This is a genomic window from Micromonospora sp. NPDC005161, assembly GCF_053599855.1.
This window is the reverse complement of the sequence record NZ_JBSFYQ010000011.1, coordinates 159,133-185,820: the sequence shown is the minus strand read 5'-3', so window position 1 is coordinate 185,820 and position 26,688 is coordinate 159,133. Positions and strand designations below refer to the sequence as shown.

At 74.6% G+C, this 26,688-nt stretch carries 30 protein-coding genes; 23 read left to right on the top strand and 7 right to left on the bottom strand.

Features of this window, described 5'->3' with window-relative positions:
* Window positions 1-228 precede the first annotated feature (228 nt).
* Window positions 229-564, bottom strand: a complete 336-nt coding sequence (locus ACWD5O_RS13915; protein ID WP_074310459.1) for a hypothetical protein — start codon at window positions 562-564, stop codon at window positions 229-231.
* Between the two features lie 126 nt (window positions 565-690).
* Between ACWD5O_RS13915 and ACWD5O_RS13910 the strand changes: the two genes are divergently transcribed.
* The 4 genes from ACWD5O_RS13910 (at window position 691) to ACWD5O_RS13895 (ending at window position 3,293) form a co-directional block, all read left to right on the top strand.
* Window positions 691-1,266 carry an RNA polymerase sigma factor gene (locus ACWD5O_RS13910; protein ID WP_354962272.1) on the top strand — a complete coding sequence of 192 codons (576 nt, stop codon included), beginning with the start codon at window positions 691-693 and terminating at the stop codon, window positions 1,264-1,266.
* Entirely contained in the window at window positions 1,259-1,978 is a 720-nt protein-coding gene (locus tag ACWD5O_RS13905) for a hypothetical protein (RefSeq protein ID WP_354962273.1), read from the top strand. The genes ACWD5O_RS13910 and ACWD5O_RS13905 overlap by 8 nt, the downstream gene beginning before the upstream one ends.
* A gap of 128 nt (window positions 1,979-2,106) precedes the next feature.
* Window positions 2,107-2,601, top strand: coding sequence for a hypothetical protein (locus ACWD5O_RS13900; RefSeq protein ID WP_354962274.1), 495 nt, complete (start codon window positions 2,107-2,109; stop codon window positions 2,599-2,601).
* Between the two features lie 26 nt (window positions 2,602-2,627).
* Window positions 2,628-3,293: a hypothetical protein gene (locus ACWD5O_RS13895; RefSeq protein WP_450085490.1), complete on the top strand. Its 666-nt coding sequence runs from the start codon at window positions 2,628-2,630 to the stop codon at window positions 3,291-3,293.
* A gap of 49 nt (window positions 3,294-3,342) precedes the next feature.
* Here ACWD5O_RS13895 and ACWD5O_RS13890 read toward each other — a convergent pair whose 3' ends face one another.
* On the bottom strand, window positions 3,343-4,239 hold the full coding sequence (locus ACWD5O_RS13890) for an aldo/keto reductase (RefSeq protein WP_450085489.1): 897 nt from the start codon (window positions 4,237-4,239) through the stop codon (window positions 3,343-3,345).
* Window positions 4,240-4,312: 73 nt separating this feature from the next.
* Window positions 4,313-5,578 (bottom strand): MFS transporter, encoded by a 1,266-nt coding sequence (locus ACWD5O_RS13885; RefSeq protein ID WP_450085488.1) that lies wholly within the window; start codon window positions 5,576-5,578, stop codon window positions 4,313-4,315.
* Between the two features lie 161 nt (window positions 5,579-5,739).
* Here ACWD5O_RS13885 and ACWD5O_RS13880 point away from each other — a divergent pair, with 161 nt between their 5' ends.
* Together ACWD5O_RS13880 and ACWD5O_RS13875 are read left to right on the top strand one after the other, a co-directional pair.
* Window positions 5,740-6,729, top strand: coding sequence for a LacI family DNA-binding transcriptional regulator (locus ACWD5O_RS13880; protein ID WP_450085487.1), 990 nt, complete (start codon window positions 5,740-5,742; stop codon window positions 6,727-6,729).
* Between the two features lie 111 nt (window positions 6,730-6,840).
* Window positions 6,841-7,542, top strand: a complete 702-nt coding sequence (locus ACWD5O_RS13875) for an alpha/beta hydrolase (protein WP_450085486.1) — start codon at window positions 6,841-6,843, stop codon at window positions 7,540-7,542.
* Between the two features lie 21 nt (window positions 7,543-7,563).
* Here ACWD5O_RS13875 and ACWD5O_RS13870 read toward each other — a convergent pair whose 3' ends face one another.
* Complete coding sequence (locus ACWD5O_RS13870; protein ID WP_354962280.1) at window positions 7,564-8,685, bottom strand: FUSC family protein; 1,122 nt, start codon at window positions 8,683-8,685, stop codon at window positions 7,564-7,566.
* A gap of 89 nt (window positions 8,686-8,774) precedes the next feature.
* On the opposite strand from ACWD5O_RS13870, the gene ACWD5O_RS13865 reads away from it, so the two are divergent.
* Window positions 8,775-9,713, top strand: a complete 939-nt coding sequence (locus tag ACWD5O_RS13865) for an AraC family transcriptional regulator (protein WP_450085485.1) — start codon at window positions 8,775-8,777, stop codon at window positions 9,711-9,713.
* Between the two features lie 14 nt (window positions 9,714-9,727).
* Here the strand turns inward: ACWD5O_RS13865 and ACWD5O_RS13860 are convergent, their stop codons facing one another.
* Window positions 9,728-10,357, bottom strand: coding sequence for a TetR/AcrR family transcriptional regulator (locus ACWD5O_RS13860; RefSeq protein ID WP_354962282.1), 630 nt, complete (start codon window positions 10,355-10,357; stop codon window positions 9,728-9,730).
* A 66-nt stretch (window positions 10,358-10,423) separates the two neighbouring features.
* Here ACWD5O_RS13860 and ACWD5O_RS13855 point away from each other — a divergent pair, with 66 nt between their 5' ends.
* Window positions 10,424-11,587: an FAD-dependent monooxygenase gene (locus tag ACWD5O_RS13855; RefSeq protein ID WP_387322324.1), complete on the top strand. Its 1,164-nt coding sequence runs from the start codon at window positions 10,424-10,426 to the stop codon at window positions 11,585-11,587.
* 19 nt (window positions 11,588-11,606) lie between these two features.
* Here ACWD5O_RS13855 and ACWD5O_RS13850 read toward each other — a convergent pair whose 3' ends face one another.
* Window positions 11,607-12,029 (bottom strand): NUDIX hydrolase, encoded by a 423-nt coding sequence (locus ACWD5O_RS13850; protein WP_450085484.1) that lies wholly within the window; start codon window positions 12,027-12,029, stop codon window positions 11,607-11,609.
* A 66-nt stretch (window positions 12,030-12,095) separates the two neighbouring features.
* Complete coding sequence (locus tag ACWD5O_RS13845) at window positions 12,096-12,371, bottom strand: hypothetical protein (RefSeq protein ID WP_354962285.1); 276 nt, start codon at window positions 12,369-12,371, stop codon at window positions 12,096-12,098.
* A 448-nt stretch (window positions 12,372-12,819) separates the two neighbouring features.
* Between ACWD5O_RS13845 and ACWD5O_RS13840 the strand changes: the two genes are divergently transcribed.
* From ACWD5O_RS13840 to ACWD5O_RS13770, 15 genes are all read left to right on the top strand, one after another.
* Window positions 12,820-13,536, top strand: coding sequence for an LppM family (lipo)protein (locus tag ACWD5O_RS13840; RefSeq protein ID WP_450085483.1), 717 nt, complete (start codon window positions 12,820-12,822; stop codon window positions 13,534-13,536).
* 146 nt (window positions 13,537-13,682) lie between these two features.
* Window positions 13,683-14,027 carry a hypothetical protein gene (locus ACWD5O_RS13835; protein WP_089020759.1) on the top strand — a complete coding sequence of 115 codons (345 nt, stop codon included), beginning with the start codon at window positions 13,683-13,685 and terminating at the stop codon, window positions 14,025-14,027.
* 11 nt (window positions 14,028-14,038) lie between these two features.
* Window positions 14,039-14,647, top strand: a complete 609-nt coding sequence (locus ACWD5O_RS13830) for a glycine zipper family protein (RefSeq protein WP_450085482.1) — start codon at window positions 14,039-14,041, stop codon at window positions 14,645-14,647.
* Window positions 14,644-15,342, top strand: a complete 699-nt coding sequence (locus ACWD5O_RS13825) for a carboxypeptidase-like regulatory domain-containing protein (RefSeq protein ID WP_450085481.1) — start codon at window positions 14,644-14,646, stop codon at window positions 15,340-15,342. Before ACWD5O_RS13830 ends, ACWD5O_RS13825 begins: the two co-directional genes overlap by 4 nt.
* Before the next feature lie 23 nt (window positions 15,343-15,365).
* Window positions 15,366-16,604, top strand: coding sequence for a phage tail sheath family protein (locus tag ACWD5O_RS13820; protein WP_450085480.1), 1,239 nt, complete (start codon window positions 15,366-15,368; stop codon window positions 16,602-16,604).
* Window positions 16,605-16,608: 4 nt separating this feature from the next.
* The gene (locus ACWD5O_RS13815) at window positions 16,609-17,091 is read left to right on the top strand and encodes a phage tail protein (RefSeq protein WP_089020755.1); all 483 of its coding nucleotides are present in this window, start codon (window positions 16,609-16,611) and stop codon (window positions 17,089-17,091) included.
* 1,315 nt (window positions 17,092-18,406) lie between these two features.
* Window positions 18,407-18,769, top strand: coding sequence for a hypothetical protein (locus ACWD5O_RS13810; protein ID WP_450085479.1), 363 nt, complete (start codon window positions 18,407-18,409; stop codon window positions 18,767-18,769).
* Entirely contained in the window at window positions 18,769-19,716 is a 948-nt protein-coding gene (locus ACWD5O_RS13805; protein WP_450085478.1) for a CIS tube protein, read from the top strand. Before ACWD5O_RS13810 ends, ACWD5O_RS13805 begins: the two co-directional genes overlap by 1 nt.
* A complete protein-coding gene (locus tag ACWD5O_RS13800) occupies window positions 19,713-21,308 on the top strand; it encodes a contractile injection system protein, VgrG/Pvc8 family (RefSeq protein ID WP_450085477.1) in 1,596 nt (531 codons plus the stop codon). The genes ACWD5O_RS13805 and ACWD5O_RS13800 overlap by 4 nt, the downstream gene beginning before the upstream one ends.
* The gene (locus tag ACWD5O_RS13795; RefSeq protein WP_354962293.1) at window positions 21,308-21,646 is read left to right on the top strand and encodes a hypothetical protein; all 339 of its coding nucleotides are present in this window, start codon (window positions 21,308-21,310) and stop codon (window positions 21,644-21,646) included. The genes ACWD5O_RS13800 and ACWD5O_RS13795 overlap by 1 nt, the downstream gene beginning before the upstream one ends.
* Complete coding sequence (locus ACWD5O_RS13790; RefSeq protein ID WP_354962294.1) at window positions 21,643-22,077, top strand: GPW/gp25 family protein; 435 nt, start codon at window positions 21,643-21,645, stop codon at window positions 22,075-22,077. The genes ACWD5O_RS13795 and ACWD5O_RS13790 overlap by 4 nt, the downstream gene beginning before the upstream one ends.
* A complete protein-coding gene (locus ACWD5O_RS13785; RefSeq protein WP_450085476.1) occupies window positions 22,074-24,785 on the top strand; it encodes a putative baseplate assembly protein in 2,712 nt (903 codons plus the stop codon). Before ACWD5O_RS13790 ends, ACWD5O_RS13785 begins: the two co-directional genes overlap by 4 nt.
* The gene (locus ACWD5O_RS13780) at window positions 24,766-25,293 is read left to right on the top strand and encodes a phage tail protein (RefSeq protein WP_450085475.1); all 528 of its coding nucleotides are present in this window, start codon (window positions 24,766-24,768) and stop codon (window positions 25,291-25,293) included. Before ACWD5O_RS13785 ends, ACWD5O_RS13780 begins: the two co-directional genes overlap by 20 nt.
* Window positions 25,290-26,219: a hypothetical protein gene (locus tag ACWD5O_RS13775; protein ID WP_450085474.1), complete on the top strand. Its 930-nt coding sequence runs from the start codon at window positions 25,290-25,292 to the stop codon at window positions 26,217-26,219. Before ACWD5O_RS13780 ends, ACWD5O_RS13775 begins: the two co-directional genes overlap by 4 nt.
* Window positions 26,216-26,677: a hypothetical protein gene (locus ACWD5O_RS13770; RefSeq protein ID WP_450085473.1), complete on the top strand. Its 462-nt coding sequence runs from the start codon at window positions 26,216-26,218 to the stop codon at window positions 26,675-26,677. Before ACWD5O_RS13775 ends, ACWD5O_RS13770 begins: the two co-directional genes overlap by 4 nt.
* Window positions 26,678-26,688 lie beyond the last annotated feature (11 nt).

Sequence of the window (26,688 nt, the reverse complement as noted above, 5' to 3'; positions counted from 1 at the left end):
GAATGACTCTCATCGATATCTGGCGGTTGAGGCGTGCTCGGACGCCGCATCGGAACGCCCCGGGTCAATGCGACGCGTCCTTTGCTCTGCTTCAGCCAGCGCAACAGTGACGACGCCTTTTCGTTGCGCCCGGGTAAGCAGAGCAAAGGGTGCGCACACGTCCTCTGGCCTGCCCCGATCGCCCGGTGGGACGGCGGCTCACGGCCACCTCGACGGACGCGGCCACGCTCAGCGGGCGTGGCGTTCCGGGTGGGCACGGCTCCAGGTGCGCATCCGTTCCGGGTAGCCGGTGCGGGCCGCCTCGTACAGCGGCACCGCGTGCTTGCGGGCGATGGCGCCCGCCGCACGCGGGGTGCCGGTACGGCGACGGATCCACTCGCCGTCGTGTGCGATCGCCACCACCGTGGTGTCGGTGGCGGTGGTCTCCGGCTCCAGGTAGAACTCCACCCCCCGCCGGCTGGCGATGAACGCCTCGAGCGCGGCGAGGTCGTCCCGGGTCGCCTCCCGGTCCAGCTTCGTGGGGGTCGCCTCGGCGCCCCGGGCCCGCCGACTGAACCAGCCCATGACCGACTCCTCTCCTCGACGCCCATCCAGTGCACCACCGTTTCCTGGCAATACGCTGCACGCCGGGTGAGAGTGGGCTGACCGAGCCGCGGCTGGAACCCGCAGCGCGTGAGCGGTGTCATGAAGGTGACCCAACCGGAGGTACCCCTGGACGACGACGTGCTCGTCACCCGCGCTCGGGCAGGTGACCTGGAGGCGTACGACCTCCTGGTCGCCCGGCACACCGCGTCCGCGTACCGGACGGCGGTGCTACTCGGCGCGGGCTCGGACTCCGAGGACGTCATCCAGGAGGCCTTCGTGAAGGGGTACCGAAAGCTCTCCCGCTACCGGGCGGAGTCGTCGTTCCGCTCGTGGCTGCTGGCGATCGTCGCCAACGAGACCCGCAACCTGCACCGGTCACGCACCCGCCGCGACGGCCTCGTCCTGCGGGCCGCGGCGGCGAACCCGGCTTCGGAGATCGCCGAGGACGACGCGGTCGGCGCGGTCCTCGCCGGGGAGCGCCGCGCCGTGCTGGTGGACGCTCTGCGCCAACTGCCGGTACGCGACCGTGAGGTGATCGTCTGCCGGTTCTTCCTCGATCTCAGCGAGGAGGAGACGGTGGCGACGTTGGGCTGGCCGCGGGGCACGGTGAAGTCGCGGACGTCCCGGGCATTGGCGAAGCTCCGCGGCTTGCTCGACCGCGAGGAGGTCCGGAGTGGATGACCTCGAGAGGGAGCTGCGTGGCCTCTCCACCTGGCTGGAGACACCCGACGCGCCCGACGTGACCACGCGCGTACGCGCTCGGCTCACCGAGCCCCCGTCCCGGCGGCGTCGGTGGCGCGCCTACGCGGCGGCGGCGCTCGTCGCCCTGCTCGTGGCGGTGCTACCACCGGGACGGGCGGCCCTCGCCGACGCCGTCGCGGGGCTGCTGCGCTTCGCCGGAGTCACCGTTGTCACGTCGCCCGACCCGGTGCTGCCCACCGGCACCCCGTCGCCGTTGCCCGCGCAGCGAACCGCGGCCCTGGATGAGGCGCAACGGGCGGTGCGCTTCCCGATCCGCCTACCGGCGAAGCTCGGTCCGCCCGAGCGGGTGCTGGTCGCCGATCCCGACGACACGGGCGCCTACCGGGTGGCCACGCTGCTCTACCACGGGGGCGCGCTGCGCATCGACGCCTTCGATGGTCGGCTCGACCTGGCGTTCCACAAGCAGACCAGCCGGCCGGGAGCGGAGTGGGTCCAGGTCGACGGCGACTTCGCCGTCTGGGTCGGCGGCCCGCACGTCCTGGCCTACGTGGATCGCACCGGACAGGTCCGGATGGAGACCGCCCGGCTCGCCGCCTCGACCCTGATCTGGCAGGGGGCCGACGCGAGCTACCGGCTGGAGGGCGACCTCACGAGGGCCGAGGCGATCGAGATCGCCGAATCGCTGGACTAGGCGTACTCCCAGGAAAGCTCGGACGGGGAACTTGGCGGGCGCGTCCGGTGTCTTGATGGTGCGAGGACGTTCTGACTCATCGACAGGTATTCGGAAGGGGCGAGATGGGTGCATGGGGCAGGTTGCTGATGGGGTCGGTGCTCCTGCTGACGGCGTGCACGACGGCCGGCCGGTCGGCCACGCCGGTCGACGCGCCGACCAGCACGACCTCCGCGACCGCAGCGACGGGTTGCGGCCCGCGGATCGAGACGGGGTCCCTGCCCGACTGGGCGGACGCCGGGTTCAGCGGGGACGCCCGGGTCCCGCACGTCTTCGGCGCGAAGGGCGACATCGTGGCGGTGCTGTTCGCTCACCCGCTCGCTCAGGTCAGACAGGACGGGTCGAACAACAAGATCCTCTGGGTCTCCCGCCCTGCCTCGACATCGTCCGAGACGACGTCGCCGAAGGCCCTGGCGATCACCGCGACGCTGTACGGCACCGACACCAGGGTGACCCGCGAGGTCGCCGGCGGTCCGGGTCCGTCGATCATCGACATGCCGCACGCGGGTTGCTGGAAACTCGAACTCCGCTGGTCCGGGCACACCGACACGATGGATCTGGTCTACACCGACCGGCTGCCCTAGACACGTCGCCCCCTAGGCTGCGGGACGTGCCCAAGGACGTGCGGGAGGCGGCGGCCCGTAACAACGCCGAATGGTGCGACGTGGTCTGCGGCAGCCACGGGCTGGCCGGCCGGACCGACGCGGACGCCTGGTCGGTCCCCCGCCGCTCCCCAACCTGGTACCCGGACGCGGTCACGCTGCGCCCCGGCGTCGACGTCGATGCCCTGCTGGCCCGGATCGACGCCAGGCCCGGCGCCTCGGTGAAGGACAGCTTCGCCGACCTCGATCTGTCCCGGTACGGCTTCCGGGTGCTCTTCGACGCACAGTGGATCCACCGACCACCGCTGGATCCGCCCACCGGCGCTCCGCTGACCCCGGTCACCACGCCGACGGAACTCGCCGTCTGGGCGGCGGCGCACGGCGGCGGGTCGCTGTTCCGGCCGGCACTGCTGGCCGACCCCGGGGTACGGATACTGGCCCGGTACGACGACCGGGGCACGGTTCTGGGCGGCGCGGTGGTCAGCGGCGACAGCGCGTACGGGGTCTCCAACCTGTTCGCCCACACGGTGGACCCCCGCGAGATCTGGCACGGCGTCCTCGCCACCGTGCCCCGGGTACCACTGGTCGGCTACGAATCCGGCCCTGACCTGACCCCCGCCCTGACAGCGGGCTTCACCCAACAGGGCCCCCTCCGAGTCTGGCTCCGCGACTGACCCACCCCACTCCCCCACACCCCGGTGATCATGGAAGGCGGCGGCGGGGTCAGCCGAGCAGGGCCAGGTCTTCGGGGGTCAGGTGGAGGGCGGCGGCCGCCACGTTCGCCGTGAGGTGCGCCGGGTCGCCGGTGCCGGGAATGGCCAGCACGTGCGGCCCCTGGTGCAGGGTCCAGGCCAGGCGTACCTGGTGCGGGGTGACGCCGTGGGCCCGGGCGACGGCGTCCACGGCCTCGCCCTGCTCGGCGCTCGCGCCCGCCTCCCGGCCGGTGCCGGCCAACGCGAAGAACGGCACGTAGGCGATCCCCCGCTCGCCGCAGGACCGGACGAACTCGTCCTGCTCCCGGTAGGCGTCCACCCCGTAGTTGTTCTGCACGCAGACCACCGGCGCGATGTCCGCCACCTCCTCCAGCTGCCCGGGCCGGACGTTGGAGAGCCCGAGGTGCCGGATCAGCCCGGCGGCGCGCAGCTCGGCCAGGGCGCCGAACCGCTCGGCCAGCGGCACCGTGCCCGGTCCCCGGCCGAGCCGCAGGTTCACCACGTCCAGGCGGTCGAGGCCGAGCCGGCGCAGGTTCTCCTCCACCTGGGCCCGCAACCGCGCCGGGGTGACCGCCTCGGTGAAGCCGCCCACCAAGTCGTACCCGAAGCCGACCTTGGTGGTGATCACCAGATCCTCGGGGTACGGGGCAAGCGCCGCCCGGATCAGCTCGGTCGCGTAGCGCGCCGGGCCGATGCCAACCCCCAGGGTCCCGCCGGGCGAGACGTAGAAGGCGGCGGTGTCGATGTGGTTGACGCCCAGCTCCACGGCGCGGCGCAGCAGCGCGATCGCTCGGCCGCGGTCCGGGTTCGCGGTGATCCGCATGGAGCCGAAACCCATCCGATGCACGGCGCGGTCGCCCAGGGTCCAGCTGCCCGCCGCGGCGGCGGTGATCAAGTCGGTTGGCATCGGGCGACCGTAGCCAGCCGGGGCGCGCGGCGCAGTCGGCCGTGCGCCCGATACCGCTCGGCGGCGTTCCAGGTTAGATTTTCTGTGCTGGCGAGGTCGGTCCGGCGGCGCCCGGCGGGCGCAGCACCGGCACCAGCGCCAGGGTCGGCAGCAGCAGCAACGGCACCACCAGCAGCGCCTGCAGGATGCCGACCCGGTCGCCGAGCAGCCCCAGCAGCGGTGGCCCACCCAGGAACGCGGTGTAGCCGATCACCGCGACCACGCTCACCCGGACGGGCGCGTGCGCCTCCTCGTCGGCCGCCGCGCTCATCCCGACCGGGAAGCCCAGCGACGCGCCGAGCCCCCAGAGCGCGACGCCGACGATGGCGACCGGCCCCGAGCCGGCCAGCACGGCCAGGCCCGCGCCGAACGCGGCGAGCAGGACGGTGCTGGTGAGCACCGGCACCCGACCCCACCGGTCCAGCGCGACCGTGCCGGCGGTGCGACCGAGGGTCATGCCGACGACGAAGACGCCGAAGACCACCGCGCCGGCCGCCTCGCTCAGGTCCCGGCCGTCGACGAAGGCCACCGCCAGCCAGTCGTTGGCGCTGCCCTCGGTGAACGCCGCCACCAGCACGAAGAGCCCGATCAGCAGGGTGCGCGGCTCCCGCCAGGCGGCGAGCTGGGCGCGGCGGCGAGCGCGCGGGCTGGCGTCCGCCGTATCCTGCGCCTCGTCGACGACCGGCTGGGGCAGGAACGACCGGGCACCGAGCACGGTGCCGGCCAGCACCACCACCGCCACACCGGCGAGATGCGCGCCGACGGGCAGGTCGAACCGGGCCGCCCCGGCCCCGAGTGCCGCACCCGCCACCGATCCGAGGCTCCACGCCGCGTGGAAGCGGGGCATGACGGTACGCCCCAGGCGCCGCTCCACCGCCGCACCCTCGACGTTCATCGCCACGTCGCAGGCGCCGGAGCCGTAGCCGAACGCGGCCAGGCCCACCGCGACGACGACGACCGAACCGGCCACCGTGGCACCCAGCCCGGCGACGGTCAGGCCGACCGCGACCAGCACGGTGGCCAGCGTCACGGTGCGGGCCGCACCGAGGCGCTGGGCGAGCAGGCCGGAGGTGGGCATGGCGAGCAGCGCGCCGATGCTCATCGCGAGCAGCAGCAGGCCGAGCCGGCCGGCGGAGAGGTCCAGCGCCTCGCGGACCGCCGGCACCCGGGAGAACCAGCTGCCGACCGCCAGCCCGTTGAGGGTGAAGACGACGGCCACGCCGTTGCGGGCGGTCCGCACGGCCCGGGAGGGCGCCGGGGCGGTGGCCGGGGGGACGGGCGGACTGGTGGCGGCGCTCACGGGGACGGTTCCTCTTTCTCGGGGTGATCTCCTGGCACGATCGCACACCTGAGAGCGCTTCCACCACAACCGGGGTGACCGCCCCTTACCGCCGGTGGCCCAGCCGGGGCATGATGCCGGCAGGCGTCCGTCGGCCGGACGACTGGTCGGGGGAGGAAACCATGACGGCAGCCGCGCACCGGCCGGCCACGCTGGAGGACGTCGCGCGGGCCGCCGGGGTGTCCCGGTCCACGGCGTCGCGGGTGATCGCCGGGACCGGGTTCGCCTCGCCGTCCGCCCGGGAGCGGGTCGCCGCGGCCGCCGACCAGCTCGGCTACGTGCCCAACCCGGCCGCCCGGGCACTGGTCCGCGGCGGGGGCGTACGGCTGGTGGTGGCGGTCGCCGGGCCCAGCGCGGCGGTGCTGGACGACCCGTACGTGCACCGGGTGGTCGGCTCGGCGGCCCGGGTCTGCGCGCCGGCCGCCATCGGGGTGGCGCTGCACTGGCTGCCGCTGGGCGAGCCGAACAGCCTGGACCAGCTCGCCGGCGACGGCAGCGTGTGCGGGGTGGTGCTGGTGAACACCACCGAGAACCTGCTGGACGCCGTGCCCCGGTCGCTGCGCGGCCGGGTGGCCTCGATCGGCATCGGCTCGGCCACCGTCCCGTCGTTCGACGTCGACAACGGCGCCGGCGCCGAGGAGGTGCTGCGCCACCTGTACGCCGGCGGTCGCCGCCGGATCGCCATGGTGGCCGGCCCCCGGTGGCTGCCGTGCTCGCAGCGGCCGGTGCAGGCGTACCGCCGGCTGATGCGCCAGGCGGGGCTGCCGGAGCGGGTGCTGCCCGGGGACTTCACCGCGGCGCGCGGCCGGGCGGCGGCCGACGAGGCGTTGCGGCGCTGGCCGGACCTCGACGCCGTGTACGCGATCAGCGACGAGACCGCGTTCGGGGTGATCGCGGCGCTGCGCGAGGGTGGGGTGCGGGTGCCGGGCGACGTCGCGGTGGCCGGCTTCGACGACATCCCGCTGGCCGGGATGACCGCCCCCGCGCTGACGACCGCGAGCCACCCGGTGGGGCGGATCGCCACCGCCGCGGCCACGGCCGTGCTGGACCGTCGTCCGACCGCGCCGGTGACCCTCTTCCCGTCCGCCCTGGTGGCCCGCGACAGCGCCTGACCCGGGCCAGGCCCTTCGCGCCGGCGGCGCCTGACCCACTGCGGGCGGTTAACCGGTGGCGGGCCGGGTAACCGCGGCGCACACCCCGCCGACAGCGAGGAACGGTGACCCGTGTCCGAACTCAGGCCGCCGCGGCAGGAGCCGGCGGGCGTTTCCCGCCCCGGCCGGTTGACCGCCCGCGCCCACCCGCCGGTGGCGCCGGCGCCCGCCGGGCTGGTGCCGCTGAGCGCCCCCGGCGGTGGGCTGTTGGCGATGGTGTACGCCCCGGAGCCCGCCGCCGACGACGCCGCGTACCGGCTGGTGGTGCTGCTGCACGGGGCGGGCGGCTCCGCGCGGCAGGGGCTGGACCTGCTGCTGCCGGTCGCGGACGCGCACCACCTGCTGCTGGTCGCCCCGCAGGCGGTCGCCAGCAGCTGGGACCTGATCGCCGGGGGCTTCGGGGTGGACGTGCGGCGCATCGACGAGCTGCTGGCCAGCGTCTTCGACGGCTACCCGGTGCGCGACGTGACGTTCGGCGGGTTCTCCGACGGCGCCTCGTACGCGCTGTCGCTGGGCCTGACCAACGGCGACCTGGTCGACGCGGTGCTGGCCTTCTCCCCCGGTTTCGCCGCGCCGCCGGCCACGCACGGGCGGCCGCGGATCTTCGTCGCGCACGGGGTGGACGACCGCGTCCTGCCGATCGACATGTGCAGCCGCCGGCTCGTCCCGCACCTGCACGACCTGGGCTACGAGGTCACCTACGAGGAGTTCCCCGGCGGCCACGAACTGCCCACGTCGATCCGGCGGTCCGCCACCACCTGGCTGACCACCTGACGCCGACCGCTCGGGTGCGGGTCAGACCGGGGGAAGACCGAGGGCGTCGTCCACCCGGGTGAGGACGGCGACGTCGTCGTCGGGGTTGACGCCGCGCAACAGGTCGATGGCCGTGGCCCGGACCTGGCCGATGATCATCGCGAGTGGGAGGGTCTGGGTCGGACCGAAGAGCTGTCCGACGGTGCGCACCGCGGCCAGCGCCGACTCGTCCGCCCGGCTGGCGTGCCGGTCGGCTGCCTCGTCCCGCCCGTCCAGGTCGGCGGCGAGGGCCGCTCCGGCCTCCCGGACCGCCTCGGCCAGCGCACGTAGCGCCACGCCCAGCTCGGGCGGCGCCGGGGACTGCAGCCGGCTGAGCGTCACCCCGGCGCGGGCCAGCACGCGGACGTTGCGTACCGCGTAGTCGATCTGCCGGATCGACTCGTCCACCGACCGCAGCCGGCCGATGTGCCGGCGCCGGCGCACGTTGAGCCGCAGCGCCTCGCCGGCCGCGAGCACCCCGTCGCGCAACCCGTCGACCCGGGCGTCCATGCCCCGCGCCCGGACCAGCGCGGCGACCGCGCCGGGCTCGTCGCGGCGATCCAGCGCGTCGGCGATCCCGTCCAGCAGCCCGGCCAGTTCGTCGAAGGTCCGCCGCACCTCGGCGACCAGCGGGGCCAGCGGGTGCCGGGCGTCGACCAGCAGGCTGACGGCGAGCGCGACCGCGCCGCCGATCAGCGCGTCGACGAAGCGGAACGGCACCAGCGACCCGTCCGGCGGTGCGACCACCACCAGGTAGAGCGCCGAGACCGCGGCCTGCACCAACGTCACACCGGTGGCGCCGAGGGCCGCCGAGAGCAGGATGGTGAGCAGGATGACGGTGAACACCGTCCAGGTGGTGCCCGGGCCCAGCGCCTGCACCACCAGGTCCGCGACCAGCACCCCGGCGGCGACACCGAGGACGACCTCGACGGCCCGCCGGATCCGTTGTCCCCGGGCCTGGCCGAGGACGATGAGCGCCGCCGCCGGAGCGAAGAAGGGCTGCGGGTGCCCGACCAGCCGGGTGGCGAGCAGCCAGGCCACGGTCGCCGCGACGGTCGTCTCCAGCACCGGCCGCCAGTCCCGCCGCAGCCGGTCCCCGGCGACCCGCAGCCCCCCGAACCGCACCTTCGCCCACCTCCCGCACCCGGTCACCGGCACCGCGCCGGCGTCTGGCGGCCGCCGGAGCGCCCCTCGCGATCGTCTACCATCGCGCCATGGACCCCCTCACCGGGCTGCTCGACGGTCCCCGGGCCCGGGGCGCCTTCCTACTCCGCTCGGTGCTCGACCCGCCGTACGCGCTACGGATCGAGGACCGGGCGCCGCTCACCGTCGTGGCGCTGGTCAGCGGCACCGCCTGGCTCGTACCGGATGACGCCGCCGCGGCGGCGCTGCGCCCCGGCGACGTGGCGGTGCTGCGCGGGCCGGACGGTTACCTCGTCGCCGACGACCCGGCCACCCCACCGCAGGTGGTGATCCACCCCGGTCAGCGCTGCACCACCCTGCGCGGCGAGCCGCTGACCGAGTCGATGGCGCTGGGCGTACGCACCTGGGGCACCGGCCCACGCGGGTCGACGGTGCTGCTGACCGGCACGTACCAGTTGCCCGGCGAGGTGAGCCGACGGCTGTTCAGCGCGCTGCCGCCGCTGCTGGTGGTCCCCGCCGACGAGTGGCGCAGTCCGCTGGTCCCGCTGCTGGCGCAGGAGGTGACCCGGGACGCCCCCGGCCAGGCGGCGGTGCTGGACCGGCTGCTGGACCTGCTGCTGATCGGCGCGTTGCGTACCTGGTTCGGCCGCGTCGACGCGGCGCCCGGCTGGTACCGGGCGGCCGGCGACCCGGTGGTCGGCCCGGCCCTGCGGCTGCTGGAGAACGACGCCGCCCGAGGGTGGACGGTCGCCGCGCTCGCCGCCGAGGTGGGCGTCTCCCGGGCGGTGCTGGCCCGCCGGTTCACCGAGCTGGTCGGTGAGCCGCCGATGGCGTACCTGACCGGGTGGCGGCTGACGCTCGCCGCGGATCTGCTGCGCGAGCCCGACGCCACGCTGGGCGCGGTGGCCCGGCGGGTCGGCTACGCCACCCCGTACGCCCTGAGCACCGCGTTTCGTCGGGTCCGCGGGATCAGCCCGAGCCAGCACCGGATCGGCGCCACCGCCGGCTGATCGCGCCAGCGGGGTCAGCTGCCGGTCAGGGCGTGCAGCAGGGTGCGAACGGCGGCGGTCAGGTCGGCCCGGCTGGCCGGGCTGCCGGGCGCCGGGGCGGTGAGCGCGCCGGCGCCGACCAGCCGGTCGAAGAGCAGCCCGTCCACGAACGCGACGAACTGGTCGCCCTGCCGCTGGGGGTCGGGGGCGCCGGCCCGGGTCAGCAGGTCGCGGGCCTGGACCCGCAGGCCGGTGCCGTGGTGCAGGATGCCGCGCAGCTCGGGGCGGTGCACCGCCTCCAGCAGGCAGGCGTAGCGGGCCAGGGTCCGGCTGCGTCCGGTGCTCAGCCAGCGGTCGAGCACCTCGGCGACGCCGGCGGCGAGCCGGTCGAGGTCGTCACCGTCGAGCCGGGGGCCCGGCGTCGGGGGTGGCGGGCCGGTCGGCAGGTCGTACACCTCCAGGTCGGCCCGGTCCCGTTCGGCGAGCCGTCCCACCACTGCCTCGATCAGCGCCTGCCGGGTCCGCAGGTACGCGGACGTGGTGCCGGGCGGCATGTCGGCGCGACCGTCCACCGCCCGGTGCGTCAGCGCTCGCATGCCGCCGTCGGCGATCAGCTCGATGGCCGCGTCGGCCAGCAGCGCGATCCGGTTCGTCCGGGCCGTCACGCACCTCCCCCTTCCGGTGGTCCGCAGGTAGTATCACTCTTCTACAGCTGTAGAAAGGTGGTCGACATGGACGACCCGCACGCGGTGGTGGTCGGCGCCGGGATCGGCGGACTCAGCGCGGCGCTCGCCCTGCACCGGCACGGATGGCGGGTCACCGTCCTCGAGCGCGCCGCCGAGCTGCGCGAGGTCGGCGCCGGGCTGACCCTGATGGCGAACGCGCTGCGCGCGCTGGACGCACTCGGCCTCGGCCCGGCCCTGCGCCGTGGCGAGCACGCCGAGGCGCCCGGCGGCATCCGCGACCGGCACGGCCGGTGGCTGTCCCGGGTGGACGCGGCGGAGATGACCCGCCAGCTGGGCACCACGGCGCTCGGCGTACACCGGGCCACCCTGCACCGCATCCTGCGCGAGGCGCTGCCGGCCTCGTCGCTGTTGACCCGGGCGGAGGTGGAGCACGTCGAGCCCGGCCCGGACCGCGCCGAGGTGCGCTACCAAGGGCCCGCCGGCCTGCAGACGCTCGCCGCCGACCTGGTGGTCGGCGCCGACGGCCTGCGCAGCCGGCTGCGCGCTCAGCTCTGGCCGCAACACCCCGCCCCGGTGTACGCGGGCTCGACGGCCTGGCGGGCCGCCATCGCGTTCCCCGACCCCGTCCCGGCGGCGATCAGTTGGGGCCCGGCGGCCGAGTTCGGGATGGTGCCGCTCGGCGCCGGCCAGGTCTACTGGTACGCCGCGCTCACCGCCCCGCCCGGCGGCCACGCCCCGGACGAGTTGGCGGTCGTCCGGGAACGCTTCGGCGACTGGCACGCGCCCATCCCAGCGCTGCTGGCGGCCACCCCACCCGGGGTCGTGCTGCGCAACGACATCCACCACCTGGCCACACCGCTGCCCTCGTACGTGCGGGGGCGGGTGGCGCTGCTCGGCGACGCCGCCCACCCGATGACGCCCAACCTCGGGCAGGGCGCCGGCCAGGCGATCGAGGACGCGGTCGTGCTCGGTGCGGTCTGCGCCGGCGGCGCCGAGGGGCTGCCGGCCGCCCTGGCGGCGTACGACCGGCAGCGTCGTCCCCGTAGCCAGGCCATCGCCCGGGCCGCCTTCCGCGCCGGCCGGTACGGCCAGCAGCTCCGCAACCCCCTCGCCGTGGCGGTGCGGGACGCCGCGTTGCGGCTCACCCCGGCCCGGGCGGCACTTCGGGGCATGGCCCGGTACGCCGACTGGCGGCCTCCAGGGGGCTGAACCGGTCCCGGCGGTCGTTTCAGCCGGCGGTGGCCGCGCCCGCGTACTTGGGTGAGGCGAGGAACCGGGTCAGCACCTCGACGGTGCCCGGTGTGTAGGGACGGCCGTCGAGCACCTCGTCGCGGGGCACGAAGACCATCGCTGCCCCCTCGCCGAGCACCACGTCCTCCTGCCGGGCCCGGGTGCCGCCGATGAAGTAGTGCTTGACCCGCTCCAGCTCCGGCAGCGGCTGCACCGCGAACGGGCGCAGCGGCCCGTCTGCGCGCAGGCCGGTCTCCTCCCACAGCTCCCGCTCGGCGGTCTGCTCCGGCGTCTCCCCCGCCTCGCCATGCCCGCCGGGCAACCCCCACGCGTTGGGGTGGTAGCGGGCGTTGCCGTCGCGCAGTTGCAGCAACAGTTGCCCGTCGGGATCCACCAGCAGCACGCACGCGACCACCGTCATCCAGTCAGCGTAGACCCGGGCCGGTGGCCCTGTCGGGTAGGCGCTCGCGCGGTGGAAGGTGTCCGATCATCGACGGCCTTCGCGACCGGTTGTAGCGCCGGGACGAGTCCCGTAGGCCCGCTCCCCCACCGCCACCAGCCGCGCGGGTGGCGGCATCGCCGAGCATTCCGCGCAGGCCGAGGCGTACGCGGTCGCGGCGTCCACGCCGAGCCGCCCGGCGAAGGCGTACTCGTCGGCCAGGGTGATGTCGAAGATGGCCGGGTCGTCGGTGGGCGAGCACGTCCGCCCAGCCGGCCAGCCCGAGCCGCTCCTCGGCGTCCACGATGGGCTCCAGGTGGACATGCAGCTCGACCTTCGGGGTGTGGCGCTGGGCTGGCGTCATCGTGGTGCTCCCGGGTCCGGTCGACGGGGCACCCAGCCTGTCGCACCCCGGCCCCGGCCGGCCTCCCCCACCGAGGGATCTCCGGCGTGAAAACCGCGATGGGCCCAAAACTCCAGGGTAATCATTTCTGCCGCCGCCGGCCTCGGCCGAACATGACAGCACGCCGGTAATATCGGCGACTGCGTTGTGACTGATCGCTGACTGCTCATGGTGAACGCGATCACACACACTGAGCGCATGAACAGGAGAGTCAACCGCGGTAAGGCACTCCGCGTCGCGGTGTGTCTCCTCCTTCTCGCCGTTCTGAGCGGCTGCATTCAGGACGGTCGAGGGCGCAGTGACCTCGTCCGGCACGCACCGCCAACGCCCGATATCGTTCTACCAGTATTTCCGGGACTAGAACGACCCGTGTTCACCCGATTCTGGGCCGCTCAACTCAACATGGGGCTCACCGTCAACACCGACGACACAGTCGACGGGCAGCTGCTGCTGACTGCTCACAGGTCCCGGCTGGTCGCCTGGAACAAGACCATGCCGGCGGCCATCGCCGAGTTGCGCCAGAACATCCCCGCGCTGCCGCCCGGCGAGGAGTCCGGCTACGAGGACAGCAATCTCTTCGGCACCCAGATCAGTTACCGCAAGGCGCCGCTGGCGACCTTCGACAGCGAGAGCGTCAAACTGGTCCGGGACGGCGATTTCTACCGGTTCACGTTGCCGCTCGACCCGAAGAAGTACGGCGGAAAAATGGCCGAGCAGAATCCGCAACAGCAACAGGCTTTCCTCAAGTTGATGTCGTTCGAGATCTCGGTGACATTTCCCGGCCGGGTGATCGATTCCAATGGCACCGTCAACGGCCGGTCGGTCAGCTGGAAGGTGGACTCCAACCAGGACAAGCCGACCGAGCTGCGGGCCGTCGCCGAGGCGCCGCCCCGACCGTCGGCCTCGCCGGTCGCCGCCGCCGACGGAGGCGGGTTCCCCTGGCTGCTGATCGTCGGCGGGTTGCTCCTCCTGCTGCTGCTCGCCGCGGTGGGCGTGTTCCTGCTGCGTCGCCGCCGCCCGACGGCGCCGGCCGCACCCGGCCCGACCTCGCCGGGCCCGCCCGCCGGCGCGCCCGGGCCGGGCTGATCCATCCGGTGGCCGGCCCCGCCGGCCACGCCCGGCACCGGCCGCCCCGCCACGACGGCGACCGGCCCCGGTGCTCCCACCACGGGAGCACCGGACCTCACCACCACCACATCCCGGTCGCACCATCGCAGAAAAGGGGGATCGCCATGAACGATCTCTTCACCTGGGCCGCACTGGGCAGCCTCGCCGGCGCGAGCGCCGCCACCCTGCTGGCCACCAACGTCATCGGCGGGCTGATCGGCCCCAGCGGCGACAAGCTCCGCAAGTGGATCGCCATCGGCATCGCGCTCCTGCTGTCCTACGTGACCGCGGCGTTCGCCGACGACGCCGGCGGCGAGAAGTGGATCATCGCGTTCTTCAACGCGCTGGTCATCTTCTCCGCCGCGCTCGGCGTCAACCAGTTCCCGCCCGGCAACCGGCAGGCGACCCAGCCGTCGCCGACCCAGGTCGCGCAGGGTCGTGAGCCCCGAGTCTTCCGCTCCTGGGTCTGAGGGGTGACGTCATGGTCTTCGGATTTATCAGCGCCGCGGTTCAGGTCGGCTTCGGCGCCCTGTTCGGCTTCCTCGTCGGCGGCCCGATCGGCCTGCTGATCGGCGCCGTCGTGGGCCTGCTGGTCGGCGCGGCCTTCGGCTGGGCGGTGGCCTCCGCCGGGGTGTACGCGGCGGACGCCCGCGGCGTCTTCCTCTTCGTCGTCGACCACACCTGGAGCCTGCTGAACACGGTCGTCGGGGCCATCTACCTGGCCGTGCACCTGCTCTTCGGGCACTCGCTGGACCGGCCCACCTCGCAGGGCAGCGGTCGGGTCAGCGTGGTGGAGGGGGTGTCGCCCCGCTACGCCACCACCATCGGCACCGTCTGCGCCGGCTCCAGCTCCGGCATCCAGCGGCACGAGGACGTGCACATCTTCCAGGGTCGCCTGCTCGGCCCGCTCTACATCCCGCTGGTCCTGGCGAACTACGTGCTGTTCACCATCGCACCGGTGTGGCTGCTCTACCACGACCACACCAACGCGCCGATCAACCGGTTCACCCGGTACTTCGAGATCGGCGTCTACCCGCACGTGTGGAACGAGGCCATCGCGTACCGGATCCAGGGGACGCCGCCGCGATGAGCACCGACGGGCGCGGACCGATCGAGACGGCGACCGCCGAGTTGGCCGCCTGGCTGACCAACGCGGCCGGGGAAGCCGTCCCGATCGGTCCGCCCCGTACCGACGGCGACGCCGCCGGGCTCACCCTCTGGCCGATGGAGCTGCGCCCGGCGCGGCAGACCCGCTCCAGCGGCGCGGTCCGCGAGCCGTACCGGTTCACGGTCCGCTACCTGCTCTGCGTGACCGGTCCGGCCGGGCTGGACCGGCTCGACCGGGTGCTCGCCGCCGCGACCCGCGACGGTCGCTACCCGGTGGTGCTGGAGGCCGGTGCGGCGCCGCTGTGGACCGCGTTCGGCACCGCGCCACGCCCCGGGCTGCTGATCGACGTGCCGACGCAGGTGGATCATCCGACCCCGGCCGCGCCGCCGGTGCTGCACCCACTGCGGCTGCGACAACTGGAGTCCCGCACGCTCACCGGCCGGGTCGTCGGCCCCGAGGAGCAACCCCTCGCGGAGATGCGGGTCGAGCTGCCCGGCACGGCGTCCGCCGCCCGCACCGATCCCGACGGCCGGTTCCTGATCGTCGGCGTACCGCACGACCCCGAGCACCCGGGCCCGGTCCGACTCCGGCTGACCGGGCGCGGGCTCGTGCTCACCGCCGAGGTCGACCCCGCCGAACCCGACATCGTCATCGTCTGCGCGCCACCGACCCGCTGACGCCCACCCGCACAGGAGGACCGATGCCCAGCTACTTCTCCCCCGGCATCTACGTCGAGGAGGTCCCCAGTGGCGCCCGACCGATCGGACCGGCGAGCACCAGCATCGCCGCCTTCGTCGGCATCGCCCCGGACCGCTCCGCCCAACGGGGCAAGGCGGTGCCGGTCAACAACTGGACCGAGTTCCTGCGGCTCTACGCCGGCGGGGAGCAGGCGGAGAGCACCCCGCTGGCCCGGGCGGTCTTCGGCTTCCTGGACAACGGCGGCGCCCGCTGCTGGGTGGTCAACGTCGGCGAGGGCGGCGCGATCACCGGCACCGGGCAGCGGCGCGGCGGGCTGCAACTGCTGGAGGCGATCGACGAGATCTCGATCATCGCCGCCCCCGGCTTCCACGACGTCGTGGCGCACGAGGCGCTGCTGAGCATGGCCGAGCGGACCCGCACCATGGTGGCGATCTGCGACCCGGCGCCGGACATCGACGACATCTCCGCGTTGACCCGCGTCGCCACGCCGTCCTCCGGCAAGCCACCCAAGCCTGCCGACGGCGCGGGCAGCGGCGCGGGCGGTCCTGGTGGCTCGGGCGGGCATGAGGGTGCGGCGTACCGGCCCCGGCAGTCGGAGTTCGGCGCCTTCTACTACCCGTGGCTGCGCGTACGCGACCCGATCAGCGGAGAGCTGGAGCTGACCCCGCCGAGCGGTCACCTGGCCGGCATCTGGGCCCGCACCGACGCGCTGCGCGGCGTGCACAAGGCGCCGGCCAACGAACCGGTACGCGGCGCCGTCGACCTGGGCTACCTGGTCACCCGACCGGAGCACGACGTGCTCAACCCCAAGGGCGTCAACGTGATCCGCTACTTCGCCGGTGAGGGCATCCGGGTCTGGGGCGCCCGTACGCTCGCCGCCGAGGCCAGCGAATGGCGCTACCTCAACGTGCGCCGGCTCAGCATCGCCATCGAGCAGGCCATCGCCAATGGCACCCGGTGGATGGTCTTCGAGCCCAACGACTTCACCCTCTGGCGCTCGATCCGGCGCGACATCGGGGCGTTCCTGACCCGGGTGTGGCGCGACGGCGCGCTGCTCGGACGCAGCCCCGAGGAGGCGTTCTTCGTCAAGTGCGACGAGGAGACCAACCCGCCGGACGTCCGCGACGCGGGCATGGTGATCGCCCACATCGGCATCGCCGTCGTCAAGCCCGCCGAATTCGTGGTGTTCAAGCTGAGCCAGTGGGCCGGCGGCACCGAGACCGAGACGATCGGAGGCTGACGACATGCCCACCACAGCCACCCCGCAACCGGGTGCCCCGGTCGACCCGTACCGGGCGTACAACTTCCGGTTGCTCATCAACGGCGTCACCAACGGCCACTTCACCGAGATGAGCGGTCTGGAGGTTAACATCCCCGGCCAGCCGTACCGGGAGCACGGGCTGGGCCGGATGCGGATGGTGCCGGGTCAGGCGGAGTACGAGCCGGTGACGCTGCACTTCGGGCTCACCGCGTCCCGGGAGCTGTGGGACTGGGTGCACGCCACGGCCCAGGGCACGCTCAACCGCCGCAACGTCTCGGTGGTGCTGCTGGACTCCGTCGGGACCGCCGAGGTGCTGCGGTGGAACCTGATCGACGCCTGGCCCACCCGGTGGCGCGGGGCGCACCTCAACACGCTCAGCCACGAAATCGCCATCGCATCGCTGACCCTGCGCTACGAGGGCCTGGAGTTGGAGACCGGCGGTGCCACCGCGCCGACGCCCGCGTAGCTGGCTGGCCGGCCGGCTGCGCTCGGCGGCCGGGGCAGTGCAACGCCTGGCCGGGCGCGTCGAATCGGCCGGCGCGACCGGGCACCGGCCGTCGGACGTCCGTGCGGATGCGCCACGCCGCTTCGGGGAGCCACCGCAGCACTGGTTGGACCTGGTGGCCGCACACGCCCCCGGTCTGCTGCAGGACCTGGACCTCGACGGGCCGCCGGCCGGGCACACCTCGACCGGCCCGCCCGTAGACGGTACGGACGGACACCACGGCCGGGAGGATGCGGTCCGTGGCGCTGGCGGTGGGGTGACCGGGCCCGTCCCGGGCTCGGACCGTCACCGGTCCACAGGCGACCCGTCGGGTGGGTTCGGGAGGTATGACGCTGCTGAGGTCAGTGGTCCGGCCGGCGTCGACGGCCCGGACGCCAGCTCATTCCGAGGTCCTGGTGCGGGCGTGTTCGAAGTGTCCGGTGCGAGTGATGGATCCGGCGGGCCCGGAGCCGGCGGTGGATTCAGCGAACCCGGTGCCGCCGGCCGGTTCGGGGGGCCGGAGGGTCGGCGGGCGACGGGTGCGTCCAGGGTCCGGGACGGCGGGTCAGGCGCAGCTGGTGGACTGGCCGATGCTGGCGCTCCCGGCACCGCCGGGGTGTTCGGCGCGGGGATGGAGTTCGGGGCGCCGAGTGGCCCGACGTCCGGCGGGTCGACGCCAGCCCGACTGCCCTTCCGCCGTGGGTTCGCTTCGTCGGACGGGCCGGGTGCGGCGGCAGGGTCGACCACCCCGGCGGGATCGGCGGCCGGATCGGGTGCCAGCTGGGGGCTCGGTGGACCGGCGCGACGGGCTGCTTCCGGCGGCGTTGCCGGCTCGGGTGGGGACGGACCGCCGGGATCTGGACAGGCGGGGGAAGTCGTCGCGCCAGCCCGGCCGATGATCCGTCCTGCGGTCCCTGGCCCACCCCACTCACCCGCGGACACCACCCCCGCACACGTCCGACCTGAACACCCCACCACGCCGTGGCCCCCCGGGTCGGGCCGGATCTTGGACGATTTCGGCCCCTCCAGGGGCACTTTCCCTCCAAGATCCGCTGCCGGATTCCAGCATGGGCCGGATGAACGGGGCAGCGACCGGTCCACGGCGGTCGGGAACGGACACTCGGCGGGAACGAGCCGCCTCGGGAGGCGCGGCGACGGATTCGAGGCCGGCCGGAACGGGTTCGACATTGGCGGGGACGGGTTCGACGTCGGCCAGGGCGGCCTGGGGACGGGCCGTGGTCGAGGGGGGCGGCCGGGCGTGACTTGGGCGGCCGGCGACGTACCTCGCGATCGGCACGTGGGCGAGGCCGACGAGCGAGCCGGGCGGACCGGCCAGGTGGGTGCGCGGCTCGCGAAGGGTGGTGGCCCGCTCGACGTGGCCCGCGCGGCCGGCAGCGGGCCCTGGCCGGCCCTGCCGGACGATCCGGCGTGGCCCGCGCACCCGTCCGGCGGGGCGGCGTTCACCGGCGGGCCGGACGCGGCCACCGGTGGGGCGCGGACCGCCGGGTCGGGGCGCGGCCCGGTCGGCGGAGGGTGGTCGACGGTGACCGGTGATCTGTGGCCGGCGCTGCCGGACGACCGGCTGCTGTGGACGGTGCCCGGGACAGCGCTGGACGCCACCGACCTGGGCCGGCTGGAGCGAGAACAGGCGGGCGACTGATGGAGCGCGTCGCCTTCCTCATCGACTCCTCCGGCGAACGGGTGGACTGCCTGCTCAACCCGGAGACCGTGCAGGTGACCCGGCTCGCCGGGGTACGCCACCGGTCGGCCGCCGGTGGCCAGCTCACCGGGGCCGGGCTGGCCGACGACCCGCTGGTGTTCACCGGCGGCGGCCGGACCGAGCTGGTGCTCGACCTGCTCTTCGACGTCGACTTCGTGGAGACGCAGATCCGTCCGGGTGACGTACGGGCGCTCACCCGGCCGTTGTGGATGCTGGCGGAGAACTCCACCGCCGAGCACGGGTGGCTGCGGCCGCCGCTGGTCCGGCTGGTCTGGGGCAAGACCTGGAACGTGCCCGGCGTGATCATCGCGGTGGCCGAACGGTTCGACGCGTTCACCGGCACCGGGTCGCCGCGACGCTCCTGGCTACGGCTGAAGCTGGTCCGGGCCGCCGAGACGGCCGATCAGGCGGAAGCCGGCTTCGCCGAGGAGCTGGCCGCGGCGAGCACCCCGACCGCCGCCCCGGGCAGCGCGGTGGTCGCCGCCGGTGACGGCGCCGCCGAGCCCGGACGCTCCGGGGTGCGCTTCGATCTGCTGGCCAACGACGCGCTCGGCTCACCGCTGCGCTGGCGGTTGCTGGCCGAGCACAACCGGATCACCGATCCGCTGGCCGTGCCGGCCGGCACCACCCTGGCCGTCCCGCCGGCCGGCTCCCCGACCGGCGGCTCCCCGACCGGCGGGTCGACGCTGGTCGGGGCGGTGGCCGGGATGGCCCGAGCGGTGGCCGACGCGGTGGGTGCCGGCGCGTCGTTCGTGGGCGCCTCGGTCGCCACCGCGCCAGCGGCCTGGGCGGCGGCGACCGGAACGACGCCGCCCGGCCCAGCACCGACCGGCAGCAGCCCGGGCGGCGCCAGCCCGGGCGGCACCGGGCCGGGCGGTGCGCCGTGACCAGCGTCGCGCCCCGGGCGCTGACCGTCCTGCTCGACGGCGCCGAGCTGGCCGGCGCGGCCCGCCAGCGGGTCCGCTCGCTGCGGGTGGCCGCCCGGCTCGACCAGCCCACCCAGGCCGAGCTGGTGCTGGCCACCACCGCTGGGAGCGGCGCGTTCGACCCCGCGGTGCGCCCCGGCACGGCACTCGACGTGCGGCTCGCGGATCACCCCGACGCGCTGTTCACCGGGGAGGTCACCTGCGTGGAGGTCGAGTACGCCGCCGACGGCGCGGCGGTGCTGCGCCTGCGGGCGTACGACGCGCTGCACCGGCTGCGCAAGCGACAGGATCTGCGGGTGTTCACCTCGGTGACCGCCGCCGAGCTGGCCCGGGAGCTGTGCGGCGAGGTCGGGCTGACGGTGACGGCGGAGACCGACGGGCCGCGGCTGGAGCGGCTGCTCCAGCACCGGCACAGCGATCTGGAGCTGCTGCGCGAGGTGACCGGCCGGGCCGGGCTGCACCTGGCCGCCGACGGTGACGGGGTCCGGCTGATCACCCTCGCCGGATACGGGCAACCGGTCGCGTTGGCCCTCGGCGCGGGCGTGCACACCCTGCGGCTGGCCACCAACCTGGACCAGGCCAGCGGCGCCAACGCGGCGCTGGGCTGGCATCCCCAGCGGGCCGAACCGATCAGCCAGCAGGCCGACGATGCGCGCTGCGGCCGACCGGCCGGTGACCGGCCGGACCCGGCGGACGTGGGCGCGGACGGGGTACGCACGGCGGTCGACCAGCCCGGCCGCAGCGACGACGAGCTGGCCGCGTTGGCCCAGGCGCGGCTGGACACCCGCGCCGCCGCGCTGGTCACCGCCGAGGGGGTGGCCGAGGGCGATCCGGCGCTGCGGCCCGGCCGGCGGATCGACCTGACCGGCGTGCCCGACCCGGTCGCCGGGGCGTACGTGCTGACCGAGGTGGTGCACACCGTGGACGGCAACGGGCACCTGACCCGGTTCTCCACCGTGCCACCGGCCGCGCCGTCCACCATGTCGACCGCCGGGGCGGTGGTCACGCTCGGGACGGTCACCGACGTCGCCGACCCGGACGGGCTGGGCCGGGTCCGGCTGACCCTGCCGGCGTACGGGGACCTGGACGCCGGGTGGCTCGGCGTGCTCTGTCCCGGAGCCGGGCGGGGCAAGGGCCTCGTCGCGCTCCCCGACCCCGACGACACCGTGCTGGTGGTGCTGCCCGGCGGCGAGCCGGCCTCCGGCATCGTGCTCGGCTCGCTGTTCGGGGCCGTCGAGCCGTACGACGCGGGCATCGACGACGGTCGGGCCCGGCGCTGGACACTGCGTACCGCCGGAGGGCAGTCGATCGTCGTCGACGACGTCCAGCGCAGCCTGCGGCTGGCCACCGAGGGCGGCAGCTGGCTGGAGCTGACCCCCGACCTGGCCACCCTGCACGCGGCGACCGACCTGGTGATCTCCGCTCCCGGCCGGGCCATGGTGGTCCGGGCCCGCAGCGTGGACTTCCTGCACGCCGAGTCGACCGAGGACCCGACCACCGCGGCGGAGCAGGCCCGCGCGCTCGCCCGCGCACACCACGAAGGAGGCGGCTGATGCGCTGGATCCACCGCGACTCGGTGATCACCTGCGACCACGACGGCCGGGTCGAGAACAGGCCCTCGCAGCGGTGGGTGACCGTCACTGGCGTGCCGGTGCTGGTGGACGACGACCCGGAGGGACGGAAGATCATCGCCTGCCCGAACTACGGCCCGACCATCAAGCCGTGCACCACGACGGAGAGCCTGCGCGTCGGCTACAGCGACTGGCTGCGGGTCGACGGGCAGCGGGTGGTGCTGTCCCACCTGGAGGGGTTCACCAACGGGACGCCGCCCAACGCGGTCCATCACACGGTGCGCGACCCGCGCCAGCGGTTCCTGGGGGCGGACCGGTGAGGGCCTTCCGCTTCGTCGGCGCCGGCTTCGACGCGGGGCGCAGCGGCGGCCTGGCGCTCACCGCGGCCGGTGGCCTGGCCATGACCGAGGGCGACGAGACCGTACGCCAGGCGCTGTTCCTGCTGTTGTCGACCACGCCGGGCGAGCGGCTGATGCGACCCGGGTACGGCTCCCGGCTGCATCGGCTGATCTTCGCGCCCAACGACGACACGACCGCCGGGCTGGCCATCCACTACGTGCGGCAGGCGATCGCCCGCTGGGAGCCCCGGGTCGAGGTGATCGACGTGGACGCCGGGCCGGATCCGGACGACGCGTGGCGGCTGGTGATCCGGCTGGACTACCGGGTGCGGGCCAGCCTGACCCCCGGGCAGCTGGTCTTCTCCGTGGACCTGCTCCCGATCGACGAACCGGCACCGGGAGGACCGTCATGACGCTGCCCGTGCCGCACCTGGACGACCGCGCGTTCCTCGATCTGGTCACCGAGGCCCGCGAGCGGATCCGCCAGTCCTGTCCGGCCTGGACCGACCTGTCGGCGCACGACCCGGGCATGGCGCTGGTGGAGGCGTTCGCGCACCTCACCGAGGTGATGATCTATCGGCTTAACCAGTTGCCGGAGAAGGCGTACGTCTCCTTCCTGAACCTGCTCGGGGTGGCCCGGCACGCGCCCACCGCGGCCTGGGCGGACGTCCGGTTCACCCGCAGCGGCACCGACCGGGGCGCGGTGCGGATCCCGGCCGGCCTGCGGGTCGCGGCGGCTCGCGGCGCCGACCCCCGGCCGGTCGTGTTCGTCACCACCGAGCCGGCGCTGCTGCCCGCCGGAGAGACCTCGGTGACTGTGCGGATGCACCACTGCGAGCCGGTCGAGGCGGAGCTGCTCGGCACCGGCACCGGTCAGCCGGGCCAGGTGCTGCGGGCGGCCCGGGCCCCGCTCGCGCACACCGCCGAGCCACTGGACCTGCTGCTCGGGGTGGAGGTGCCGGCCGGCACCGTGGAGCTGGGCGCGGCGGCGCGCGAGCATGACGGCCGCACGTTCGAGATCTGGCGGCCGGTGGACAGCTTCGCCGGGGTCGGCCCGCAGGCCAAGGTGTACCTCGTGGACCGCTGCTCGGGGACGGTCACCTTCGCCCCGGCGCTCGACCTGCGGCCCTCGGCCGGACCGGCCCACCCGGCGACCCCCGGCGATCCCGCGCCGACCGACCCGACCGCTCCCGCCGACCCCACGGCCGCACCGGGTGGCCCGGCGCGGTCGCCGGTGACCGTGGCCGCGGTCCCGCCGGCCGGACGGCAGATCCGGCTCTGGTACCGGGCCGGCGGCGGGCCCACCGGCAACGTGGCCGCCGGCACGCTGACCAGCCTGCGCGACCCGCTGCCCGGGATACGCGTCGACAACCCCGCGCCGGCGGCCGGCGGCCGGGAGATGGAGGCGCTGGAGTCGGTGCTGCTGCGCGGCCCGTACGAGTTCTTCGCCCAGCAGCGCGCGGTCACCGCCCGCGACTTCGAGGTGCTGGCCACCAGCTCCGGCGCGGTGGCCCGGGCCCGGGCGTTCACCCGCGCCGCCGTGTACAGCTTCGCCCGGCCGGGCGAGGTCGAGGTGGTGCTGGTGCCGTACGTGCCGGCGGAGGCCCGGCCGGGTGGCCGGCTGCCGGTGGCGGTGCTGCGCGAGCACGAGGTGCCCGAGGCGCGGCGCCGGGTGGAGGCGGACCTGGAACAGCGGCGGATGGTCGGTATCCGGTCCCGGGCGACCTGGGCACGATTCAAGGCGGTGTCGGTGCGGGCCCGGGTGGTGGTCCGGCGGGAGGAGGACGTTGACGCGGTCCGCCGGCGGATCCACGACCGGCTGCACCAGACGCTGAGCCCGCTGCCCACCGCGCTCAACCCGACCGGCTGGCCGTTCGGCGAGCCGCTGCGGGCGTCCAACGTGTACCGGCTGCTGGAGCACGCCGAGCCGGGCGTGCGTTACGTCGAGTCGGTGCGGTTCGTGGTCGACGAGGCGCCCGACGCCGAGGTGCGAGCCCTCGCCGTCGACCAGTACCAGCCCCGCACCTGGTACGCCGGGCGCGGCCCGGTGTTGTTCCGCTCCAGCAACGCGGGTGCGGGTTGGGAGCCGACCGGCCGCTTCGACGGCGAGACGGTGCTGCGGGTGGCGCCCGCCCCGGCGCCGACGCGGCCGGGCATCGTGCCGCGTCCCGGCTCGGTGGCCGTGGTGACACTGCGTGCCTCCGGCGGCTCCCGGGTGCACCTGAGCACCGACCTCGGCGAGACGTGGTCACTGCTGACCGACCTGGATTCGCGGATCTCCGACGTGGCCTGGCTGGATCGCGACGGCGCGGGTGCGCTGCTGGTGGCGACCGACACCGGCCTGTACGAGGTGTCCCTGCTGCCCGGCGCGGTGCCGTTGCAGATCCTCGTCGACCCGTCAGACGCCGACCGGGGGTTCTACGCGGTGCGCGCGTTCGTCTCCGAGCGGGGCGCACCGGGCGTGGCGGTGGCCGCGCAGGCCGGTTTCGGGGTGTACCTGTCGACGGCCGGTGGCCGGCCGGGCAGCTTCGCCCACGTCGGTCTCTCCAACGTGGACAACCGGGTTCTGGCGGTGCAGTACGACGGCCCGGCCACGCTGCTGTGGAGCGGCGCCGGCGAACCGGACCCGAAGAAGCCGGGCCAGGGCTGCCACCGCACCCGGCTGTTCGAGTCGGACGTGCAGTGGCAGTCGGTGCAGGCCGGCTGGATCGGTGGCACCTGCCGGGATCTCGCGTTCGCCGGCTCGCTGGCGGTGGCGGCCACGCAGAGCGGCGGCGTGCTGCGGCTGGACACGCTGGCCGCCCAGCCGCAGTGGCAGTCGGTGTCGGTCAACTGCGGGTTGCCGCTGCGCGACCGGACCCGGTTCGTACCGGTGGACGCCATCGCGGTGAGCGGCCATGCCGCCGGCAGCGGAGCGGCCGGCGCCGACAACCAGCCGGCGGAGCGGCTGATCCTGGCCGGCGGCGAGCGCGGCGTGTACCGCAGCGCCAGCGCGGTGGACTGGACCGCCAGCGCCAACCAGGCCACCGCCGACGTGGTGACCGTCCCCGACACCTGGCTGCTCTGCTCCGGCGAGCACGACATCGAGGTGGTGCGGCAGGATGCGACGCTCGGCGATTGAGCGGCTGCTGCCCGCCGCGTACCAACGGGCGTGCGTGCCGGGCAGTGTCCTGTGGGCGCTGCTGGAGGTTATGGAGGGGCTGCACGCCCCGGACGAGGCGATCCTCGCCGAGGTGGACGCCCTGTTCGACCCGTACCGGGCACCAGACGGGCTGGTCGTGCAGCTGACCCGCTGGGTGGCGATGGATCACGTGGTGGCCTCGCCCCGCCCGGACGCCCCGCTGCCGCTGCCGGTGGGCCGGTTGCGGGACCTGGTGGCCAACGGCGCGCTGCTGGCCCGGTGGCGCGGCACCCCGTACGGGATGTGCAGGGCCCTTGAACTGGCCACCGGGCTGCACGGTTTCGCGATCGACGAGCCAGCGGAGCAGCCGTTCCACGTCGTGGTGCGGGTGCCGGCGGCCGCCGCGGACCAGCTCGCCGTCATCACCCGCATCGTCGAGGCGGAGAAGCCCGCCTCGACCACCGCCGAGATCGTCGTCGCAGTCGTCGTCGCAGAGGAGTCGTCATGACCACCGAGTGGGCGGTCGTCGCCGCCGCCGAACAGTTCACCCTCGACCCGCGCAACAGCGGCGAGCTGACCTTCACCGTCTCCAACCCGGGCAACGCGCCGGACACGGTGGTGTTCGACGTGGCGCCCGGCGACGGATCCCAGCGGTCCTGGTTCACGGTGACCGAGCCGCAGCGGGTGGTACCCGGGCAGGGCTCCGTCTCGTTCCTGGTCAAGCTCGCCGTGCCGCCGGGCACCCCGCCCCGGCGCTACGACATGACCGGGTTCGCGTACTCGGCGAACACCGCGCCGGAGGAGAGTTCCCGCTCGAGCGGCCGGGTCACCTACGAGGTGCGGGCCGTCGCCCCGCCGAAGCGGACGCCCTGGCCGTGGATCGCGGCCGCGGCGGCGCTGGTGCTGGTGGTGGTGACCGTGGGGGTGGTGCTGCTGACCCGTGGCGGCGAGCCGGCCCCCGGCGAGCCGCGGGTGGTCACCGTCGAGGCGGAGAGCCTGGTGGACGCGGCGGTGGTGGAGTCGCCGCGGACGAGCGGGGCAGCCGTGGTTGCGCAACCGAACTGCTGCGGCGTGACCTGGTCGGGCGGCAAACAGCTGTTCTTCCAGGGGTTGGCCATCGGCGACCAGGTGACCGTGACGGTGCAGATTCCGGCGGATGCCACCTGGCGCTTCGCGGCGGTACGCACCACCTCGTTCGACTACGCCAACACCGTCTTCTCCATCGACGGCACCCAGATCGGCGGGGCGTTCCTCGGTTTCACGCCGACGGTGCAGAAGACGGAGTTCCTGGACGTCGGCACGGTCCGGCTGACCAAGGGCCCGCACCGCGTCACGTTGGTCGTGGTGGGCAAGACGCAGGGCACCAACCGCTACTTCGCGGGCGTCGACGAGATCCGGTTCAGCGAGGTCGCGCCGCCGGCCGCCACGCGATGAGCGGCCGGCAGAAGGCGCTGCTGGGGCTGCTCGCCGTCCTGCTGGTGGCGCTGTTCGTGGGCGCGGTCGGCACGGGCCGCGACGACCGGGGTGATCCGGGGGCCCGGCACGGGCTGGTCGACCGGCTGGGTGCGCTGGGCGGCGAGCGTTCCACGGTGGACCCGGCCACGGTCAGCGCCGACTGCGCCGAGCAGACCGGCCGGCTGGTCTTCTCCGGCAGCTGTCTGGTGCGGGTCGCCGACCCGGGCGGACTGCGCACCCTGGTGCTGCGCAGCGCGCAGCCGTTCACGGTCGTCGCGTCGGCGCCCGGCGACGCGGACCTCACCATCCGCGACGAGGTCGAGCCGGCGTCCGACGGCACCGGCGCGGTGGCGAAGGTCGCCGTCGACGAGGCCACCGAGGTGGCCGTGATCTGCCCGGGCCTGGGTGGCTGCACGGTCACCGTGGCCGCGTCCTGATCCGAGAGGAA

Coding starts and splice junctions, on each gene's coding strand:
- ACWD5O_RS13785 (WP_450085476.1), top strand. CDS start 22,074: ATGACGCTGCCCGTGCCGCACCTGGACGACCGCGCGTTCCTCGATCTG.
- ACWD5O_RS13795 (WP_354962293.1), top strand. CDS start 21,308: ATGCGCTGGATCCACCGCGACTCGGTGATCACCTGCGACCACGACGGC.
- ACWD5O_RS13830 (WP_450085482.1), top strand. CDS start 14,039: ATGGTCTTCGGATTTATCAGCGCCGCGGTTCAGGTCGGCTTCGGCGCC.
- ACWD5O_RS13825 (WP_450085481.1), top strand. CDS start 14,644: ATGAGCACCGACGGGCGCGGACCGATCGAGACGGCGACCGCCGAGTTG.
- ACWD5O_RS13775 (WP_450085474.1), top strand. CDS start 25,290: ATGACCACCGAGTGGGCGGTCGTCGCCGCCGCCGAACAGTTCACCCTC.
- ACWD5O_RS13780 (WP_450085475.1), top strand. CDS start 24,766: ATGCGACGCTCGGCGATTGAGCGGCTGCTGCCCGCCGCGTACCAACGG.
- ACWD5O_RS13900 (WP_354962274.1), top strand. CDS start 2,107: ATGGGGTCGGTGCTCCTGCTGACGGCGTGCACGACGGCCGGCCGGTCG.
- ACWD5O_RS13915 (WP_074310459.1), bottom strand. CDS start 564: ATGGGCTGGTTCAGTCGGCGGGCCCGGGGCGCCGAGGCGACCCCCACG.
- ACWD5O_RS13820 (WP_450085480.1), top strand. CDS start 15,366: ATGCCCAGCTACTTCTCCCCCGGCATCTACGTCGAGGAGGTCCCCAGT.
- ACWD5O_RS13835 (WP_089020759.1), top strand. CDS start 13,683: ATGAACGATCTCTTCACCTGGGCCGCACTGGGCAGCCTCGCCGGCGCG.
- ACWD5O_RS13880 (WP_450085487.1), top strand. CDS start 5,740: ATGACGGCAGCCGCGCACCGGCCGGCCACGCTGGAGGACGTCGCGCGG.
- ACWD5O_RS13890 (WP_450085489.1), bottom strand. CDS start 4,239: ATGCCAACCGACTTGATCACCGCCGCCGCGGCGGGCAGCTGGACCCTG.
- ACWD5O_RS13770 (WP_450085473.1), top strand. CDS start 26,216: ATGAGCGGCCGGCAGAAGGCGCTGCTGGGGCTGCTCGCCGTCCTGCTG.
- ACWD5O_RS13865 (WP_450085485.1), top strand. CDS start 8,775: ATGGACCCCCTCACCGGGCTGCTCGACGGTCCCCGGGCCCGGGGCGCC.
- ACWD5O_RS13805 (WP_450085478.1), top strand. CDS start 18,769: ATGGAGCGCGTCGCCTTCCTCATCGACTCCTCCGGCGAACGGGTGGAC.
- ACWD5O_RS13850 (WP_450085484.1), bottom strand. CDS start 12,029: ATGACGGTGGTCGCGTGCGTGCTGCTGGTGGATCCCGACGGGCAACTG.
- ACWD5O_RS13815 (WP_089020755.1), top strand. CDS start 16,609: ATGCCCACCACAGCCACCCCGCAACCGGGTGCCCCGGTCGACCCGTAC.
- ACWD5O_RS13855 (WP_387322324.1), top strand. CDS start 10,424: ATGGACGACCCGCACGCGGTGGTGGTCGGCGCCGGGATCGGCGGACTC.
- ACWD5O_RS13845 (WP_354962285.1), bottom strand. CDS start 12,371: ATGTCCACCTGGAGCCCATCGTGGACGCCGAGGAGCGGCTCGGGCTGG.